General features: G+C 40.4%; 20 protein-coding genes. All 20 read left to right on the top strand.

Annotated elements, in window-relative coordinates; translation table 11 throughout:
• Window position 1: 1 nt before the first annotated feature.
• The 20 genes from BMY14_RS11800 to BMY14_RS11885 all read left to right on the top strand — a co-directional run bounded on the left by BMY14_RS11800 (window position 2) and on the right by BMY14_RS11885 (window position 17,682).
• Entirely contained in the window at window positions 2-436 is a 435-nt protein-coding gene (locus tag BMY14_RS11800; RefSeq protein ID WP_091831970.1) for an HK97-gp10 family putative phage morphogenesis protein, read from the top strand.
• On the top strand, window positions 433-870 hold the full coding sequence (locus BMY14_RS11805; protein ID WP_091831973.1) for a DUF3168 domain-containing protein: 438 nt from the start codon (window positions 433-435) through the stop codon (window positions 868-870). Before BMY14_RS11800 ends, BMY14_RS11805 begins: the two co-directional genes overlap by 4 nt.
• A 16-nt stretch (window positions 871-886) precedes the next feature.
• Window positions 887-1,615: a phage tail tube protein gene (locus BMY14_RS20570; RefSeq protein WP_177177577.1), complete on the top strand. Its 729-nt coding sequence runs from the start codon at window positions 887-889 to the stop codon at window positions 1,613-1,615.
• Window positions 1,616-1,621: 6 nt separating this feature from the next.
• Window positions 1,622-1,969: a hypothetical protein gene (locus tag BMY14_RS11815; protein WP_091831976.1), complete on the top strand. Its 348-nt coding sequence runs from the start codon at window positions 1,622-1,624 to the stop codon at window positions 1,967-1,969.
• A 65-nt stretch (window positions 1,970-2,034) separates the two neighbouring features.
• Window positions 2,035-2,304, top strand: coding sequence for a hypothetical protein (locus BMY14_RS11820; protein WP_091831978.1), 270 nt, complete (start codon window positions 2,035-2,037; stop codon window positions 2,302-2,304).
• Window positions 2,292-6,278 (top strand): lytic transglycosylase domain-containing protein, encoded by a 3,987-nt coding sequence (locus BMY14_RS20885; RefSeq protein ID WP_245741391.1) that lies wholly within the window; start codon window positions 2,292-2,294, stop codon window positions 6,276-6,278. Before BMY14_RS11820 ends, BMY14_RS20885 begins: the two co-directional genes overlap by 13 nt.
• Before the next feature lies 1 nt (window position 6,279).
• A complete protein-coding gene (locus tag BMY14_RS11830; RefSeq protein WP_091831981.1) occupies window positions 6,280-6,651 on the top strand; it encodes a hypothetical protein in 372 nt (123 codons plus the stop codon).
• Window positions 6,652-6,653: 2 nt separating this feature from the next.
• Entirely contained in the window at window positions 6,654-7,247 is a 594-nt protein-coding gene (locus BMY14_RS11835; RefSeq protein ID WP_091831984.1) for a DUF1833 family protein, read from the top strand.
• A gap of 6 nt (window positions 7,248-7,253) precedes the next feature.
• Window positions 7,254-7,649 carry a C40 family peptidase gene (locus BMY14_RS11840; RefSeq protein WP_091831987.1) on the top strand — a complete coding sequence of 132 codons (396 nt, stop codon included), beginning with the start codon at window positions 7,254-7,256 and terminating at the stop codon, window positions 7,647-7,649.
• Window positions 7,634-12,820 (top strand): phage tail protein, encoded by a 5,187-nt coding sequence (locus BMY14_RS11845; protein ID WP_091831991.1) that lies wholly within the window; start codon window positions 7,634-7,636, stop codon window positions 12,818-12,820. Before BMY14_RS11840 ends, BMY14_RS11845 begins: the two co-directional genes overlap by 16 nt.
• 65 nt (window positions 12,821-12,885) lie before the next feature.
• The gene (locus tag BMY14_RS11850; protein ID WP_091831994.1) at window positions 12,886-14,130 is read left to right on the top strand and encodes a gp53-like domain-containing protein; all 1,245 of its coding nucleotides are present in this window, start codon (window positions 12,886-12,888) and stop codon (window positions 14,128-14,130) included.
• A gap of 24 nt (window positions 14,131-14,154) precedes the next feature.
• Complete coding sequence (locus BMY14_RS11855) at window positions 14,155-14,562, top strand: phage tail assembly chaperone (RefSeq protein WP_091831997.1); 408 nt, start codon at window positions 14,155-14,157, stop codon at window positions 14,560-14,562.
• A 12-nt stretch (window positions 14,563-14,574) separates the two neighbouring features.
• Window positions 14,575-14,748: a hypothetical protein gene (locus BMY14_RS20575; protein ID WP_177177578.1), complete on the top strand. Its 174-nt coding sequence runs from the start codon at window positions 14,575-14,577 to the stop codon at window positions 14,746-14,748.
• A 14-nt stretch (window positions 14,749-14,762) separates the two neighbouring features.
• Window positions 14,763-14,993, top strand: coding sequence for a hypothetical protein (locus BMY14_RS11860; RefSeq protein WP_091831999.1), 231 nt, complete (start codon window positions 14,763-14,765; stop codon window positions 14,991-14,993).
• A gap of 18 nt (window positions 14,994-15,011) precedes the next feature.
• Complete coding sequence (locus tag BMY14_RS21030) at window positions 15,012-15,146, top strand: hypothetical protein (RefSeq protein ID WP_281246437.1); 135 nt, start codon at window positions 15,012-15,014, stop codon at window positions 15,144-15,146.
• Between the two features lie 47 nt (window positions 15,147-15,193).
• Entirely contained in the window at window positions 15,194-15,412 is a 219-nt protein-coding gene (locus tag BMY14_RS11865) for a hypothetical protein (RefSeq protein ID WP_091832001.1), read from the top strand.
• On the top strand, window positions 15,409-16,014 hold the full coding sequence (locus BMY14_RS11870; protein ID WP_091832004.1) for a GH25 family lysozyme: 606 nt from the start codon (window positions 15,409-15,411) through the stop codon (window positions 16,012-16,014). Before BMY14_RS11865 ends, BMY14_RS11870 begins: the two co-directional genes overlap by 4 nt.
• Window positions 16,015-16,120: 106 nt before the next feature.
• On the top strand, window positions 16,121-16,366 hold the full coding sequence (locus BMY14_RS11875; protein ID WP_091832007.1) for a hypothetical protein: 246 nt from the start codon (window positions 16,121-16,123) through the stop codon (window positions 16,364-16,366).
• A 16-nt stretch (window positions 16,367-16,382) separates the two neighbouring features.
• Complete coding sequence (locus BMY14_RS11880; protein WP_091832010.1) at window positions 16,383-16,877, top strand: hypothetical protein; 495 nt, start codon at window positions 16,383-16,385, stop codon at window positions 16,875-16,877.
• Between the two features lie 88 nt (window positions 16,878-16,965).
• Window positions 16,966-17,682 (top strand): DNA-methyltransferase, encoded by a 717-nt coding sequence (locus BMY14_RS11885; RefSeq protein ID WP_091832013.1) that lies wholly within the window; start codon window positions 16,966-16,968, stop codon window positions 17,680-17,682.
• Window positions 17,683-17,850 lie beyond the last annotated feature (168 nt).

Here is a 17,850-nt window from a genome sequence, read left to right on the forward strand (position 1 = left end):
AATGGCCGTAACATGTCGAGTATATTCAAACCTTAGCGATGAAGTATTTAAGGTTTTACGAAATATCAAACAATATGATGAAGAAACACAAAAAAATATTAGAAGTGCAGTACGAGACGGGACAAAAGAGGTATTAACTGAGGCAATACGCCGGGCACCAATGCGAACGGGAAAACTTAAAGCAAGTATAACGATGAGCTTTGATTATGATAAATCAATGGGAATTGTCAGGGCAAAGTCACCACATGCTCATCTTGTCGAATATGGAACACGAGCCGTAACGATAACACCTCAAATGAGAAAAGTATTAGAAATAAATGGGAAATTTGCGACATATGCTAATATTCCAGCTAAAGCAGCACATCCTTTCATGAGACCCGCAATTGAAAAAGTTCGTCCAGATATTGAAAAGAAAATTATCGAGGCATTGAAATGATTGCAAAAATACAAAAAAGAATACCTATGGTAGCCATGCAGACTGCTTTATATGCTCTGTTAACACAAGGGCAAACAACACCTGTATATGATGATGTCCCAGATGAAGCAAAATTACCATATATCACATTGGGTGCATTCACCTGCAAACAAAATGGAGATAAAACGGCTAGTATCTGGGATGTATCTATACAAATTCACGGATGGTCAGAGTATTCCGGTAAAGCTGAGATAAATGAAATACTAGATGATGTATCAACTGTAATTTCGTCCGTAAATGTTGACTTATCTGCTGCCAATTTTTGCGTTATTGATCAAGATATTGACTTTGTAGAAGCCTTTCCAGAAGAAATCGCTGGTTATCATGGAGTAATAACTGTAATAGCTAAAATTCAAGATGTGAAAAATAATGTGTCCAAGTTGGATACAAAATAAAGTGAGGTAATGAGAAATGGGAACGACATTAGAAAATATTACACTGCCGGAAAATCCTTCAAAAAGTACGGCGACAACTGGTAAAGATCACCTGCTTTCGATTAATACAGGGACGATAGCGGCTCCGGAATGGCAGCTTGTAGGAGGACAACGAAATGCAGCATTGAATGAAAAGGCTGATAGTATTGATGCATCACATAAAACATCGGGCGGATGGAAGAGCACATTGCCTGGAATGAAATCATGGAGCATTGATTATTCAGGATTGGGCATGCTGGGAAATATCGGCGTTGCGGCAATGCATCAAGCTTTTCGAGAAAGCCAACAGGTGAATACAAAATTTGAATATCCAGATGGGAGTTATCAAACAGGCTGGGCAAGTGTTACATCCTATGCTTTAGATACACCGCACGATGGAGTGGCAACCCTGAAAACGTCGCTGGAAGGTGTTGGCCCTATATCGGAAATTAAAGTACCTGCAACAGCATCGGCATCACCAACAACAGGAACATTTAGTAAAGCGGCTGCAGCTGACTTACCTATTACGATTTCACCGACAACGACGACGGTACGTTCCGTATCGAACGGGGGCGATATATTGATATTGGGCACAGATTACACATATTCCGGTGGAACATTGACGATTTTAAAGAATTATTTAGCCAATCAGTCCGATGGATCGGTAGCGTTGCTTATCGATACGCCTGCGAATGATTTGACTATAACTATTACGGTGGGGGTTTAATAATAAATGAAAAAAACAGTACAAATTAAAATAGATGGTAAGGAAAAGACAATATATTTCGATATTCGCAGATTGGCAAAGCTTGAACAGGACATTGGCACATCTATTCTGGGAGTTTTTAGAGGTGGAGTTGTGCAAAAAGCAAATATAAACTTTACCGTAGCAGGATTACGAAATGGATTAACGGAGAATATTAGTGTAGATGAGGCCTTCGATACGATTGAAGCATGTTGCAATGCAGGATCAGATATTGACGAAATTAATTCGAAATTGATAGAGGCGATTTTAGAAACTGGGTTATTTACACCTAAAAAAGAAGAAAAAAACGCAGTGGACGAAACCAAACAGGGGTAATAGTTTCGTCATTTGCGGAATGGGTAGAGCGGGCCGAGGAAATTGCATACGGTCCGCTTAAACTTTTGCCCCGAGAATTTGAGGAATTGCAGCCGCATGAGTTTGAAAAGTTGATAGATGGTTACAAAAAAAGAAAAAAAGAACAAGAATTCAACGATGCATATTTCACAGCATGCATCATGAATACGCAGTTAAAAGAGCCGATAACACCACATAAAATTTTAGAACCAATCTGGAAAGAAGAACAAAATGAAAGACAGACTGCTGATGATGAAGAATATCTGCGCAACCGATTTAAAATGCCGAAGGGAGGGATAGCGGAATGTCAACGGTAAGTGAAATGCTGATTAAGATTGGGGCGGATTCAAGTGGATTAAAGTCAGAAATGACAAAGACACAAGAAACGATCAATACAGCATTTAATACAAATCCAGTTAATGAATTTACAAATGCTCTTACAGGTGCCACTAATGGTATTGGTGGTGTTCTTGGAAAATTATCAGGTATTGCCGCTGTAGCTGCTGGAGGATTTGGTCTTGGAAGTATGATTGAGAGCGCTGTCAATGCAGGTGAATCAGTATATCAACTTTCCAACAAGCTTAAAATAAGTGCTGGCGAAGCAGGAACTTTATCAAGAATATTGAAACTCACTGGCGGCGATACAGATACTTTTTCTGGAGCTATGATGCGTCTGGACAAGAATCTTTCAGCGAGTGGCGAATCAAGCGCTAAAATAAAGGCGACTTTAGAAACATTCGGTGTATCCGTTACGGATGCAAATGGCCATATGCTGCCTATGAACGAACAGTTGAAAAATTTATCAGCTGGATATAAAAAAGCCTCTGATTCAGGGTTACAACAAGAATTTATAATGAATACCCTGGGTGTCCGTGGCATGGCATTAACAAAGACATTGCAAAACTATAATGAAGCCTCAACGAACGCTGCTAAAATAAAAAGTATTGGTCTTGATCCAGAAGAAATGCATAAAATGTCGCAAGAATTACAACTTGTAAAAATGCAGGCTTCTCAGTTAGAACTTGCTGGTGGAGCAGCGTTGGCCCCTGTTGCAGAAGAAATGTTTCCTGTGATACTGTCAGGACTTACTCAAACCGCAAAATATTTGGCTGATAATAAGACTGAAATAAAAGATATTACGAAAAACGCCTTGGAATTATTAGCGTTATATAAAAGCATGCAGGCAATTGGCAAGATTGGCAGTGGTGTATCAAGTTTTTGGGGGAATGCAACTGCAACGGCAGCAAAATCGATTGTGCCGACGGTGGACCCGGCAGCTTTGACAACGACACAAGAAAAATCAATTAATAGAGCGGTTGCAACATCTAATGCAGGTTATGCAAAAATAGAAAAAGCAGCTGTAAAAGCGGCACAAACAGCAAATTTAAGTGCTACGGAATCGGCGGCGATTATATCAGAAAAATGCATAGAAATATCAAATCAGGCAGCTATTGCGGCTGAAAAAATACGAGCTGATATGACAGCAAGTTTTATGCAAAGCAATATTTCAGCTAAAGAGTCTTTGACTAATACGTCCGTATCTTTGCAGGCTGTGGGAGTTGTAGCAACAGAAACTGCTGATAAAGTGACAATTGCGAACAATGAAATTATTGCAAGCACAAAGGAAACAGCAACGGCTCAAGCAAGTCTTGCTGAAACAATGTTGGAAACAGGAATAGCGGCAACAGCGGCTGGAGAAAAAACAATACTGGCGAATGCCGGAATAGCAGAATCGGCTCGTGGTGCAAGTGTAGCCGAAGCGGAACTAGCCGATTATATAACGATGACGGGTATAGAAGCAACCATTGCCGGAGAAAAAGCGGCAATTGCCAATGCCGAAACCGCTGAAACAGCTAGAGCGGCAGCTGTAGCTGAAGCAGAAGTTGTCGAAATAACAACGGCTGCCGGATTGGAAGCCGTTGAAACTGGAACGAAAGCTGTTGGAGCAAATACGGCAGCCGCGGCGGCTGCACTGGAAAATGCCGGGGCAAATACAGTTTTAACCGTAGCGACAGAAGCAGCCGGAAATGAGGCAGTGGTAACTGGAACGAAGACCGTAGGTGCCATGGCAACAGCAATATCCGCAGTTGGAAACTTGAGGGCAGCTGTATTTGCTTTGATGGGTGGCTGGATTGGTGTGGCAGCGGCGACGGGATATGCTATTTATAAGCTGGTGCAATATGAAAGTACTAAAAATAACATTGAAAGTTACAATTCTGATGCAGAAGTAAGCTACAATAAGACAACTGGAAAATTACAGAAAAAAGCATGGATAGAAGGGAAAACTTCTTCACTTTATGATCCAACCACTAAACAGAATATTGAAGTGACTGCATCGGATGGAGGCTGGGGATATAAGGATTTAAGCGATGCTGAAGTTGAGGAACATAATGCTTATATAAAATATATTGAAGAACAAAAAAACAAAAAACCATGGATGGATAATGGAGGTTATGAAGATGACAAATTAGCAGAACTTAGGGCAAGACAGAAAGAACTTGAAGATGAAGCTAAGTCTGAAAATAAAACAGGACATCCAAAAACAGAAAAAGTAGAAAAAGATACTACGGAACATTATTCCGAAATTGATAAATTGGGTGATTATTCAAACCAGGCATTATATGCAGCAAATACCTATGGACTTGATCCAAATTTGTATGGTGCGTTAATTGAAGCCGAGTCAAGTGGCGATCCAAATGCACGTTCTAGTGCTGGTGCAATCGGCTTTGCGCAACTTATGCCAGATACAGCGGCAGGCCTTGGGGTAAACGCCTATGATCCGAATGACAATCTAATGGGTGGAGCCGCATATTTTAAGAGTATGCTGGATATGTTTAATGGTGATATTCGATTAGCGTTAGCAGCTTATAACGCTAGTCCAGATACTGTAAAAGCTGCAGGCGGTGTTCCTAATATACCGGAAACGCAAAATTATGTTTCAAAGGTCATGGGAATATACCAAGGTGCATCGACATCAAAAGGACCGGCACAATATGATCAGGCAGCAGAATTGAAAAAATTACAGCAAGCAAAAGAAGAAGCTGTAACTCTTTATGCTGGGATGGCAACTGAAATTGATGCAGAAACATCCACTACCTATTCAGCTGGAATGGATAAAATAGCACAAGATGTTAGCAAAAAAGCAGAACAGATTGCAAAATTACAGGCAGAAGGTGTTGATACAACTAATTTATCAGCTGAATTGGGGAAATATAAAGATATATTAAAAAGTAAAATAACAGATCAGTGGGAAGCTGCACTGAGGCAATTAAAAGATGATTCGCGTTTAGCCCATGCACAACTTATTGATGATTTTGCCGGGCAGGCGGATGCCGAATATCAGATGACGGTTACAAAGTTGGATAAGGAACGAAAAGAAAAATTAAAATCTATTCAGCAGGATAAAAATGATAAGGCAGATGCATTGGTCGTAGAACAATGGTATAACGATCAAGTTTTGATAGCGCAGAAAGACCGCGAAAAGAAACAACGGGATTTGCATCAAAAAACAATGCAGAGTCTGAGTGAATATGGCAATGTATCAGGATCTGTCAATCAATTAGGCACACAACAGGCTTTGGATGCACAAGATTTAGCGGGAAAACAAGCATTTATAACGGAGTATTATGATCTTTGGAAAAAAGAACATAAATCAGCGATGGAATATATGGCTGAAGCCTCAGGAGATTTCGAGTCTGGGATGGAAAACGTTTTTGAAGATATAGGCAAAGGTGTAAAAAATGCGGAGGATTTGATTAAATCTTTTGGCAGTTTAATACTTAGCACGATTGAAAAAATTGTAGCAGAACGTGCGGCAACTCAAATTACTAGTAGCTTACTCAATAGCTTTTTAGGGACAACAGCGAATAGTTATGGCGGCTCTATGAGTAGCTATATGCCAATTAGTACAGACTGGCTTGGAACAGAAACACAAAATGCTAGTAGTGGAACAGGACTAGTTAATACGGATTGGCAGAACCCATATAAATTTGCGGATGGTGGCATTGTAACAGGACCGACGGTTGGAATGATTGGCGAGGCCGGCTATCCAGAAGCAATTATGCCACTTACGCCACAAGGAATGAAAAATGCAGGATTTAGTGGATCATCCGGTTCAGCAAACCTTCAGGTAAATGTAAATAACTATAGTACGGCCAAGGTAGCAGCTTCACAGCCGCAATATAGCCCGGATTTACAAAAATGGGTGTTGGATATCGTAGTGGATGGAGCAGAACGAAATGTTTCGGGATTCAATAACAATTTAAAAACATCGCTGGGAGTTGGTTCTTGATATGGCATTGCTTGTATTTTTAAGTGATTTTCCCGAACCTGTTATTCCCGAAACAGATAGTTCTAGTTTTAAGGAAGATTTTAAGGATAGTACGATCTCCTCAACAACGGATGCAAACTACAAAATCACAAGGCCGCGTGCTTCGAGAATGCCGGGTTCTTGGTCGTATACCTATAGAGGTGTAACAGAAGAACAGTATTTTGCATTGATTGATTTTTGGCGGCTTGTAAACGGTACCGCCGGAATGTTTTATTTCACGCCGTATGAAGGTCCATATAAAGGCATTCAAAAAATAGTAAGATTTTCGGCCAAAGGTGACTGGCAGCCATATTATGAAGGGTATCGTGGATCATTATCCTTTGAAGAGGTGTAAGGATGAATTTATGGTCAACAGCAGGTATACTCGAAAAAAATAAATTAGCAAATGATAAACCATTTTTAATTGTGCTTGAAATGGTTGTAGCTGGTATTGATGAGCCGATACGCTTAGTGCGAGATAATGTAGATTGTGAGTGGAATGGTGAAACATGGCAGCGGTTTCCTTTCGACTTTGATAATTTGACAACACAAGATGGAAAAGAAATACCCTCTGTAAATCTCAAAGTATCAAATGTACAAGGATTGATTCAAGGCTACGTCCAAAGATATCGCGGGTTTTGTGATGCTAACGTTAAAGTAATGGTCATTCATGCAGCGCATTTGGATAATACAATTCCTGAGATTGAACTGGACTTTGTAGTGAAACAGACATCCTATACAGAAGAATGGGTCACATTTTCGATAGGAGCATCCAATGATCATTCTTTTCGATTTCCTATCTGGCGTTATATGACAAAATTTTGTCCATTTCGTTTTAAAAATATCCAGTGCGGCTATAATGGCTCACTGGATATTTGCGATAATACCCTTGCAACATGTCGAATTCCAAAGCGATTTGGCGGGGAATCAGGATTACAAAATAGTAGGTGATGCACAATGTTTGACGATCTAATAGGACGTCCCTTTAAAGATGGTGGGCGTGGGCCAACTGAATATGACTGCTGGGGTTTAGCGAAAAAAGTGTATTTGATGTATGAGCAGACACTTCCTGAGTATCCCATTTCGGCAATGGATGCTGTGAAGATTGGTCAGCAAATGAAACAAGAGGAAACAATGTGGCAGAAATTAGAAAAGCCTTGTGTTCCTTGTCTTGTAGTCATTCGGCTTTCCGATAAATCTTGGGCAAATCATGTGGGGGTATATATCGGAAACGGTCAATTTATTCATGCCTATAAAACAACAGGGGTTGTCATTGAAAAAATAAAAAGCTGGCGAAGTTTGATTGTTGGATTTTATATCCAGAAAGGAGAAAACATGTGCTCGAAGTTGTAAAATTAAAAAACCCCTTCGATAAAACGAAACGAGAAATAGAACAGATCGAGTTTGTTCAGGGTAATGTCCTAACGGACTATATTACGGATACAGAAATAGAATTTGTTTTAAACGGTAATTTTGTAGACGCTCCAAACCTGAGCTATCCAGCGGATGGTGATCAAATTATTGTTATGGCTCATGTGGGCAGTGGCTCTTTAAAAAGCATCATTGGTATGGTTGCCTCGATGTGGCTTATGGGATTTGCCGGTAAGATTATAACCGGCACAGCGGGCGGGATTTTTGGCGGGATTGCCAAAGGCACGCTGTCTGCCTACTTAGCCGCTGGTGCGGTGATGTATGTCGGCGGGAAAATCATTAATGCTGTTGTTCCCAATAATACCGCAAAAGCCGCCTCTGAAACCAGTACGTCACAGACCTATGGATGGTCAACACCTTCCATCGTTACGGGCGAAGGGGGCGTGGTTGGTATGACCTATGGAGAATGTATACCAGCCCCGCAGGTTTTAGAACGGCACGTGGAAACCATTAATGACAAACAATATTTAAACCTATTACTTTGTGGCGGTATGGGACCGATTGACGCAATTACCGATATAAAAATAGGCTCAACAAGCATAGGCAATTATACAGATGTGCAAATGGAAACCCGACTGGGAACCAATGATCAAGAACCTATTTCATTTTTCACAGACACGCCGCTGGATCAAGCGGTTGGTCTGGAAGTAACAGAAAAGGGACTCGTTCAAACGAGTGATAGTAACATAGCAACCAGCCTTGAAGTGGTTGTTGAATTCACAAGCGGGCTGTATTTTGTCAATGATGATGGTTCATACGGAAATGAAACGGTTGAAATTGGCGTTTTTTATCGAAAGACAGGTGACACTGCATGGCTTACGGGCGATAGCTCGGTGGCGTCCAGTACAATAGCAGATGCGACCTGTTATCCGTCTGCACCACCACAAACATGGAGCATAACAGCCACTGGTATTAATAGTTATTCTGTCACAGGCTCTGTAAGTGGTCGAACGGCAGATGCTGTTTCGGGAACCCCCTACGATAACGGATTTATAAAATTCATGCCGGCAATAATTCGGCATAATGGCTTTTTAAGAAAACAAACCTATACCATCGTTGTATCAAGCAGTGCATTTATTATTACGGCCGCACAAAGTTCAGCCTTGCGAAAAAGTACACGGATAAATGGGTTGGAAGCTGGGCAATATGATGTAAAACTGATTATGGTATCGAGAAAAACAGGCTCAAGGCATTGTAATATATGTACCTGGTCCATGCTCACGGCGATTAGTCCGGGAACCTATGCAAGACCGGGCAAAGTTTTAGTCGGCTTGCGGATGCTCGCGACAAATCAATTATCAAGTGGAATACCGGACGTTACATGGCGGCAAATTAGAAATACCGTTAATGTATGGAACCCTGAAACCTCAAAATATGAAACGAGATCCGCACGCAATCCAATTTGGGCGGCTTATGATGTGTACCATCAGTGCCAGTATATTAAAAACATCAACACAGGTTTGATGGAATATCATGTCTTTGGTGTAGATCAATCCCGCTTGTCGGCTTGCTGGGATGAATGGGTGGATGCGGCAGCATATTCAGATAGTCAGGTTACTGGTAGTGATAAAAGTACCTTGGAAAATCGTTTTGAGTTTGATTTTTTTTATGACACGGAACTAAAGCGTTATGCTGCTGCACAAAAAGCGGCAACGGTCGGACATTCGGTCATCATGCCGCGTGGCAATAATATAGGGATTATTTGCGATAAGCCAGGGAATATGGTGCAGGTATTCGGCGAAGGTCGGACAACCATGAGCAGTGTATCCGGCAAATTTTCTGCTATTGCGGATCGGGCATCGTCCATTGATGTTATTTATTCCGATAGTGACAATGATTTTAAAAACACACAGTTTCAGGTTCGATCTTCCGCATGGAGTACCAACAATGAAGCAGATGAAAGCCCGGCTTCCCTAACACTGGAAGGTGTCAAACGAAAATCACAAGCCTATCGTGAAGGTATGTATTCTTTGGCAAATAACCTGCTCATAACGCAATTTATTGACTTGAATACCAACATTGATGCGCTTGTATGCAGTTATGGCGATATTGTAGGGTATGCGCATGCGGTTAGTCAGATTGGGATTGTAAATGGACGTATCCTAAATGCTACGACCAACACCGTCCGTTTTGATAAAACGGTATCCGTAACGGCAGACAAAAACTACCAGGTAATTTTGCAGCTATCCGACGATACGATTGTCACAAAAAACATCGTGCCGGTGGGAGATCGTACAACCGATACGTTTACAGTTGCAACACCATTTGAAGCAGTCCCGCAACAATTTGATACTTATTTTTTCGGTGAAACCGATAAGGTCGTCAAGAAATTTAGGATTGTCGGTATAACCAAAGAAGGTGATTTAAACTGTAAACTGAGCCTTGCTGAATATTCGGAAGGTGTGTATTCCGGTGATTTGAATTATCCGATTGTAGATTATACGCCGCCGGACAGCAATTTGGTTGAAGTAGAAAAGCTTCAGTTAAGCGAGGAAAATTATAGACGAAAAGATGGAATCAATGTTTCGTTGCTTCATGTGAATTGGAATTTGACGAAAAACTATGCAGATGAATTTATCATTTACGTTTCGCAAGATGGCAGTAAATGGGATATGATTTCCAGAACAATGGATATGAGCTATACAATAAATTCCATTACGCCGCTTAGAACCTATTGGGTTAAGGTCGTTGTCTTTGCGTCTGGCCTTCATTCGCAAGGCGTAATTGCATCGCTTTATGTAACAGGAAAAGACACACCACCAAGTGATGTGTCTGGGCTTGTTGCTACGATCGATCCCAACGATCATACAAAAGTTATACTCGATTGGGCAGCTGTAACCGATATTGACTTAAAGGGATATCGGATTTTCGTTAACAATGCTCCAAGTTCAATTTTCATGAGTAATCATTATGTTTATACAGCTGTTCGAACCGGTCTATATATCTTTGCAGTTTATGCCGTTGATAATAGCGGAAATCAATCCAATACAGCGGCAACGGTACAATTGAATGTCGTTGTAGAACCAAATGATGTAACGGAATTCACGGTTGTGCAAAAAGATACCGATCGGAGTTATGCTGTCATGAAATGGAATGCCGCGGATCATGCGGCAAAATATGAAATTCGTATCGGTAGTGATATTGATTGGGATACGGCAACGGTGGTTGCACAACTCAATGCAACGTCCTTTGAGTATAAAATGCTAACAGAAGGCACGAAATATTTTATGATCAAGGCGGTCTCAAGCAATGGTTATTATAGTGTCCATGAAAACACTGTCATAAAAAGTATTGTGCTTCGACCGGATACCCCAGGGAATTTTAAAATAATGCAAAATACGCTGGATCGATCTTCTTTTGTATTTAGCTGGGATGCGAGTCCAGGACTCGATATTGCAGGGTATAACATTTACGTAAACAGGGTGCTGATTCAGCAAGTCAAAGGGCTGGAAACAAACTGGTCCGTCAAAGTATCCGGGACCTATTTACTTTCAATTTCTGCTGTCACGGTTGCTGGTTGGGAAAGCGGCTTTTCGAATATCACCAAAACGATCATGATTGAACCGTATGATGTTGAAAACTTCAAAGGCGGGCAGTCTATAACGACGCGCTCAACCGTACACCTTTTATGGGATGCGCCGATGAGTGGCGATGTAAATCATTATGAAATTCACGAAGGCAGCAGCTGGGAAAATTCTATCGTGATTGCACAATATGTCACAGGGATTTCTTGCGATGTTAGTATTTCAGAAGAGCGAACCTATAATTATTGGATTAAAGCCATTTCAAATGCCGGTTACTATAGCCTGTATCCAGCAAATTTTCAATGTATATTCGATTTGAACCCGGCGCCGGTATCGGATGTTGTGTTAACGCAAGACGAAAATGATAAATCTCTCATCAATATAAATTGGACGGGCATTATAGAAATTGATTTACTGTATTATGAAATTCGTTACGGGTGGACGTGGGAAACGGCGAAAACCTTAGTTACAACAACCAATACAAACTATCAATTTCGACCGGATGATACAACTGGCAATGTAAAAGTATTGATAAAAGCTGTAAATAAAGCAAAGTTCTATTCAGCGGAAGCAAGCGGGACATTGTATGCTTTGCTGGAACCGCAAGATGTAGAAAACTTCATTGTGCAGCAAAACGGCGAATATGTGGAACTATATTGGGATAAAGCCTATGAACATGATGTAACCGGTTATGAAATTCGGGAAGGCTATACCTTTGAATATGGGGCAATTATAGCAACGAATATCACGGGTAATAGCTATAAATACAAAGTAGCTTTTGAAGGCTGGTACCATTACCACATTAAAGCTGTGAATCGATCCAATAAGTATTCCGTCAATGCAACGTCGGTATATATTGATATTGTCGATTTACCCGAAAAAAATATTGTGCAGGCTTTTGATGAAATTGAAACCAAAGATGGCACAGCTGATAATACAGAATTCGCCCAATCTGAAATTAACTGGCAAACGATTGGTGGAAAATGGAGTGACTATCCTACCCTTGAATTTGATGAAGTCGGCGGACTCAATGTACTCAGGCTGCTTAAACAAACAGATGGGACGTATCCAGCAACGGGCGTTTATTCCTGCAAGCAGATTGATGTAGGAAAAATAATCACGGCAAACATCAGCATAAAGTTCCTTAGTACAGTGAAATATAGAGGCGATACCGCTGCTGTTGTACAAATGCGAACCTCACTCGACGGAACAAACTGGACGATCTGGAAAGACTTTCTTCCATCCTTATTTAAATTTCAATACGTTGAAACCCGCGTTAATTTTGCGACGTCCGATCCAAAGCAAACGCCGGAAGTGAATACCTTTAAGATCTATATTGATTTACCGGATGTTGAAAAAGCAGGTACCGTCACAGTGCCAGTCGGCGGTATTCGCATTTCTTACGATCGTGAATTTTATATTGATCCAGTCGTTACACCGTATGCAATTGGTGAAAAAATCCATGTAGAAATAACAAACCGCGACAAAACGGGTTTTCATGCACAAATCTATAATTTAGAAAACATCGATGTCGGTGGAACGATGGACTGGCGGGCGAGAGGATATTAATGTATCCTCTTATTTTTATGCAAAAATAATGGTGTCCAACTTGGACACAAAAAGGAGGGCGAAATATGGCATATGATAAGAACTTTCCCGCAAATGACGGCTTTCTTGCTGAGTTTCCAGAAAAACAACGTGCGCAGATTGAAGCGATTATAAACGATGCTATTGTCAATGCGAAAACAGTTCAAAACTTGGATGTTGGGAATGACAATGGAAATATCCCCGTTGCAAACGGAACCGAATGTAACAATCTGAATGCTGGATTGTTAAATGGGAAAATGGCGAGTGATATGGCGCCTAAAGTACATGGACATGATACAGCAACGCCAAGTTCTGACGGATTTCTGAGCAATGTCGATAAAAAAAAATTAGACACAATTGCTGAAAATGCACAAGTAAATCAAAACGTATTTGCTGATATAAAAATTGGCGACTTAACGCTGCAGCCGGATGCTCCAGACGACACGTTAGAATTTGTTGCGGGAACAAATATTGCACTTACACCAGATACCACAAATGACAAAGTTACAATAGCCATTACTGGCAAAGTGGCAACTGCTGCGATGGCAGATAATGCTACCAAAGCTACTAATGCCGACGTAGCTGCCAGATGTACTGGAAATGCGGCAACAGCAACGACGGCGGCGGCATGTTCAGGAAATGCGGCTACCGCAACAAGCGCAGGAACATTATCAGTGACTCTGCCTATTTCAAAAGGTGGTACTGGAGCAACAACAGCGGCGGCAGTTTTGACGGCATTAGGAATAAGTTCTACGGCAACTGAACTAAATCATTTAGATGGTATAACAGCTACTCTTACAGAATTAAATTATGTTGATGGAGTTACTTCCCCTATACAAACTCAGATTAATGCAAAGGCACCAGTAGCTTCGCCAACATTCACCGGAAAAGTCACAGCATCAAGTTTTTCCGGTGCGTTATCAGGTAATGCGGCTACAGCTTCTAATGCATCATTATTAAACGGATCTACAGCGGCACAATTAATAGCGGCTGCTGGCGGTGTTGTGGCGCAAAACCTAGGAGTAAATGGTTACGTGAAATTTTTTAACGGATTTATTGTCCAATGGGGAAGATGGAAGGTAAATTCTGGGTGGAATACAAAGACAGCATTCCCGATAGGATTTAAAAATGCATGCCTGTCCGTTAATCTATCAGTATATTATGCGAATGGTACACCTACGAGTGATCTATATTACACATCAGTAGGTATAAAATATTTTGATGAAACTGGGATTTACGCAGGCACAAATTCAACGGATAATAATTGCTTTTATATAGTAGTTGGCTGGTAATAAGGTAACGAGGTGGAAATACTTATGAAATATTTAGCAAAATTTGATGCTAGCGGCAATAGAATAACTTCCATTGTCAAAGGTATTCATTTCGAAACAGATGAAGAAAAGCAAAAGTATATAGATAGTGGGTTTATAGAAATATCAGATGAAGACCAAGAACTGTATGCAACAAATGAATATATTCAAGGTACCGATGGCAAGCCGCAGAAAAAGTCGCCATATGTTCCAACAGTCGAAGAAAAATTAATGCTTATTCGTAAAAAACGTGATAAATTGCTAGTTGATTCTGATTGGACAGACACTTTGTCAGCGAAAACAAGATTAGGCGATGCGAAGTATAACGAATGGCAAGTATACAGGCAGGCACTTCGAGATATTACGAATTGCGCTGATTTAGATAATCCAATATGGCCAATAAAACCAGTTTAAGGTGGTGGAGATGTGTCAGATGAGGCAATTAAAAGGCTGTTTGATAAAATTGATAATTTATCGGATCGTTTAGCTCGGGTCGAAACGATGCTGGAAGAACGAGAGAAAAATCAAACCAGTAGTAAAAGTATAATTGCGTGGGTAATTACGACAGCCATTGCAATGTATGGTGCTGTTCACCATTAAGGAGTTGATGCGGTTTGAACAAAATACAACAATATATGATTGAAGCAATTATAGCGGCATTTATGCTGCTATTTTTATTTTGGTCGATAGGATACTGGGCAAATGCTCTGTTTAATACAAAATTTGATCTAAAAAGTTGTTGGGATGGATTTACAACGCTTGGAGGGGCGGGATTGCTGGCTGTTCTTAAATATATTATGGACAGTTGGAAAAATAGTGGAGATGGAGATAAACCATATCAATAAAGAAATGAGGTGAGTTACATGATGAAATATATAGGCTTTTACTTTTTGGCGTTAGGTCGGGCAGCTGAAGGGGAAATAGCTATTAACTGGCCCAATGTAGTATTTTTCGCAATAGCACTGGCAATTGGTTTCATTGCAGGGAAAATAGTTTAAAACTAATCTTCATTAGAATTTAAAAAATAAAGGGAGTTGTATGGAATATGAAACGAGTTACCTTAATTCAATCAGAAAGATGGGGTGTTTTTGTTCTTCCCGATAATTTGGAATTCGATCAAGTAACTGGGCTATATGCCGATGATTGCACATTGAGTAAATATAATTACAGGGTGCTGGATGATAACAAGTCCGTAGACATTGAATCCTATCATCCATGGAAAAATGAAGTTATTACAGCAGATGTAAAGGACGTGGAAGAATGAAAGGTATTGACGTAAGTTATTGTCAGGACGGTATGGATTTTCAGGCAGCGGCAAATGCAGGGATAGAATTTACGATTATTCGTTTAGGTCGTAGAACGGATGGCGGCTGGTGCGTTTTAGATACCAGCTTTATTCAAAACATTAATGGCGCAATAGCCGCAGGCATGAAAGTTGGCGTGTATTTTTACACCAAAGCCACTAGTGAAGAAGAAGCCGTCCAAGATGCTGTATTTATCAAGGAAATGCTTACGGAATATTGTCAGGGAACAAACTTAGAAATGGGGATTTGGTACGATGTCGAGGACAATGACACGATCGGGAGTTGCGACAAAGAAACAATCACAGGAATTTGCAGTAAATTCCTGTGTACTATGAATGATACTGGCTATAAAAACACTGGTATTTATGCAGGTTATGAATGGCTAACAAACAAAATTGATACGTATGCTCTTGCTGATTACGTGCCATACTGGACAGCTCAATATAATTCGCAGGATGATTTTTCGGCAGAAAATCCCACGAAGAAAGTAAAGATTTGGCAGCATACCAATCATCTTGCTGATGATTTACCGTATGACGGAAATGTTTCATACGACGAATAATTCCATTGTAGAAACACAAAATCAGCAAATAATAGAGCGGATCAAGTTCATGGACGCCACTATTTGCTGATTTTGTACACTATAAAAAGACAAAGGAGAAATTAAAATGACAGAAGCAGTTCAAAACGATATCGCGAAAATGGAGGCAGCTATTGCACAAATGCAAGCCGCCGGTGCAGATCTATTTTCAGAAGAAATCAAAAATCTTCAGGTAAAAATAGCAAATGCACAAGCGGAAGCAGAAAACACAATTTCTACAGTAGAACAAAGTATTGTGCAGAAATATGGCACAGGTGCAGCGCATGTGGCCGAAATCGTATTATTAGGTACAATCTTGTACAAATTATTTTAAGGGGTGGAAAAATTGAATGAACAAACTAAAAAGAATCTTTATATTGCCGGTGGCATTTGTCTTATTGTTGCTCTTGCCTGCATCGCATGGTTTTTGTTCCGAGACGTACCAAATAACCGAGGAACAGCTAACGACGTTACAGGACAACTTGACACAGCTCAAACAGAACAACAGCAAGCTGCAGACACTCTTAAGTCAGTCCAATCAGGACTTAACGACAGCGAGCGAACAGTCGACAATATTGACAAGTCAAACCGAGATGCTCAAGCAACAACTAACCGAATCACAGAATCAAATACAAACATTGCAAACGCAGTTAGCGACGCTCAAAGTTCAAACAGCAGCAGCGCAGCAATCCTTGCAGATAGCCAATCAAGAATTACAGAATGCGAATCAATCCTTCAAGAAATACGAGCAGGAGCAGGAAAAGCTGCAGAGTAAATTAAAAACACAAAAGAATATATGGGAAGCTATAGCGGCACTATCATTGGGATATGCTGTAGCAAAGTAAAAATAAAAGCTGACGTTATGATGGCGTCAGCTTTTATTTTTACTTTTAAATAGAACGTATGTTTCGAAAAACAAAGGAGAATATAAAAATGAACAATTATTTAAATAAGATTTTATGCGGAGATTCTTTGGAAATTTTACGGCAATTGCCGGATAATTATGTCGATGCCGTAATAACGGACCCGCCTTATTCATCGGGTGGAATGACAGCGGCAGAACGCAGCAAAGATCCAACAGAGAAGTATGAACAGTCTAAACTGGTGCATCGACCAACATTCTATGGAGATACGAAAGATCAACGGAGCTGGCTGCATTGGTGCAATTTATGGATTTCAGAATGTCATCGTATTTTGAAACCAAGCGGGTATTTTTTAATGTTTACGGATTGGCGTCAACTGCCAGCGTCGACTGATGCTGTGCAAATTGGTGAATTAATTTGGCGCGGTATAGTTGCCTGGGATAAAGGCGGTGGCAGCCGGGCACCGCACAAAGGCTATTTTCGCCACCAATGTGAATATATTGTATGGGCTACAAAAGGGAAATGCCGGAAAAATGAACATGCGGGTCCTTTTCCTGGTTGCTATAAATTTCCGGTAAAACAGAGTGACAAATTTCATTTGACCGGAAAACCAAGCGATCTCATGAAGGAGCTAGTGCAAATCGTACCTGAAGGCAGCATTGTTTTAGATCCGTTTGCAGGATCGGGTACTACTTGCGTTGCGGCAAAGAAAATGAAACGTCAATTCATTGGGATTGAAAAAGATGAAGGGTATGCAGAAATTGCTTTGAAAAGAATAGATCAATGAAATAAAACAGATAAGTAAAGTAGAAAGGTCAGCATAATAAAACGTGTGGATCTTTCTATTTTTAATTTCTAGTAAGTGTAATTATAATAATAGTATTCGAGTTGAAACTAAAAACTATAATGTTTTGTTTTTAAAGGATTTGATGAGTTTTAGAAGAAATTATTTACA

Origin of the sequence: Propionispira arboris, assembly GCF_900109225.1 — a bacterium.
In the GTDB taxonomy this organism is placed as follows: Bacteria; Bacillota; Negativicutes; order Selenomonadales; family Selenomonadaceae; genus Propionispira; species Propionispira arboris.

What these genes read in the sequence shown, in the direction of transcription:
- BMY14_RS21030 (WP_281246437.1), top strand. Translation starts at nt 15,012, where the DNA reads ATGATGAAATATATAGGCTTTTACTTTTTGGCGTTAGGTCGGGCAGCT.
- BMY14_RS20885 (WP_245741391.1), top strand. Translation starts at nt 2,292, where the DNA reads ATGTCAACGGTAAGTGAAATGCTGATTAAGATTGGGGCGGATTCAAGT.
- BMY14_RS20570 (WP_177177577.1), top strand. Translation starts at nt 887, where the DNA reads ATGGGAACGACATTAGAAAATATTACACTGCCGGAAAATCCTTCAAAA.
- BMY14_RS11815 (WP_091831976.1), top strand. Translation starts at nt 1,622, where the DNA reads ATGAAAAAAACAGTACAAATTAAAATAGATGGTAAGGAAAAGACAATA.
- BMY14_RS11840 (WP_091831987.1), top strand. Translation starts at nt 7,254, where the DNA reads ATGTTTGACGATCTAATAGGACGTCCCTTTAAAGATGGTGGGCGTGGG.
- BMY14_RS11880 (WP_091832010.1), top strand. Translation starts at nt 16,383, where the DNA reads ATGAACAAACTAAAAAGAATCTTTATATTGCCGGTGGCATTTGTCTTA.
- BMY14_RS11850 (WP_091831994.1), top strand. Translation starts at nt 12,886, where the DNA reads ATGGCATATGATAAGAACTTTCCCGCAAATGACGGCTTTCTTGCTGAG.
- BMY14_RS11870 (WP_091832004.1), top strand. Translation starts at nt 15,409, where the DNA reads ATGAAAGGTATTGACGTAAGTTATTGTCAGGACGGTATGGATTTTCAG.
- BMY14_RS11805 (WP_091831973.1), top strand. Translation starts at nt 433, where the DNA reads ATGATTGCAAAAATACAAAAAAGAATACCTATGGTAGCCATGCAGACT.
- BMY14_RS11835 (WP_091831984.1), top strand. Translation starts at nt 6,654, where the DNA reads ATGAATTTATGGTCAACAGCAGGTATACTCGAAAAAAATAAATTAGCA.
- BMY14_RS11800 (WP_091831970.1), top strand. Translation starts at nt 2, where the DNA reads ATGGCCGTAACATGTCGAGTATATTCAAACCTTAGCGATGAAGTATTT.
- BMY14_RS11830 (WP_091831981.1), top strand. Translation starts at nt 6,280, where the DNA reads ATGGCATTGCTTGTATTTTTAAGTGATTTTCCCGAACCTGTTATTCCC.
- BMY14_RS11855 (WP_091831997.1), top strand. Translation starts at nt 14,155, where the DNA reads ATGAAATATTTAGCAAAATTTGATGCTAGCGGCAATAGAATAACTTCC.
- BMY14_RS11875 (WP_091832007.1), top strand. Translation starts at nt 16,121, where the DNA reads ATGACAGAAGCAGTTCAAAACGATATCGCGAAAATGGAGGCAGCTATT.
- BMY14_RS11865 (WP_091832001.1), top strand. Translation starts at nt 15,194, where the DNA reads ATGAAACGAGTTACCTTAATTCAATCAGAAAGATGGGGTGTTTTTGTT.
- BMY14_RS11885 (WP_091832013.1), top strand. Translation starts at nt 16,966, where the DNA reads ATGAACAATTATTTAAATAAGATTTTATGCGGAGATTCTTTGGAAATT.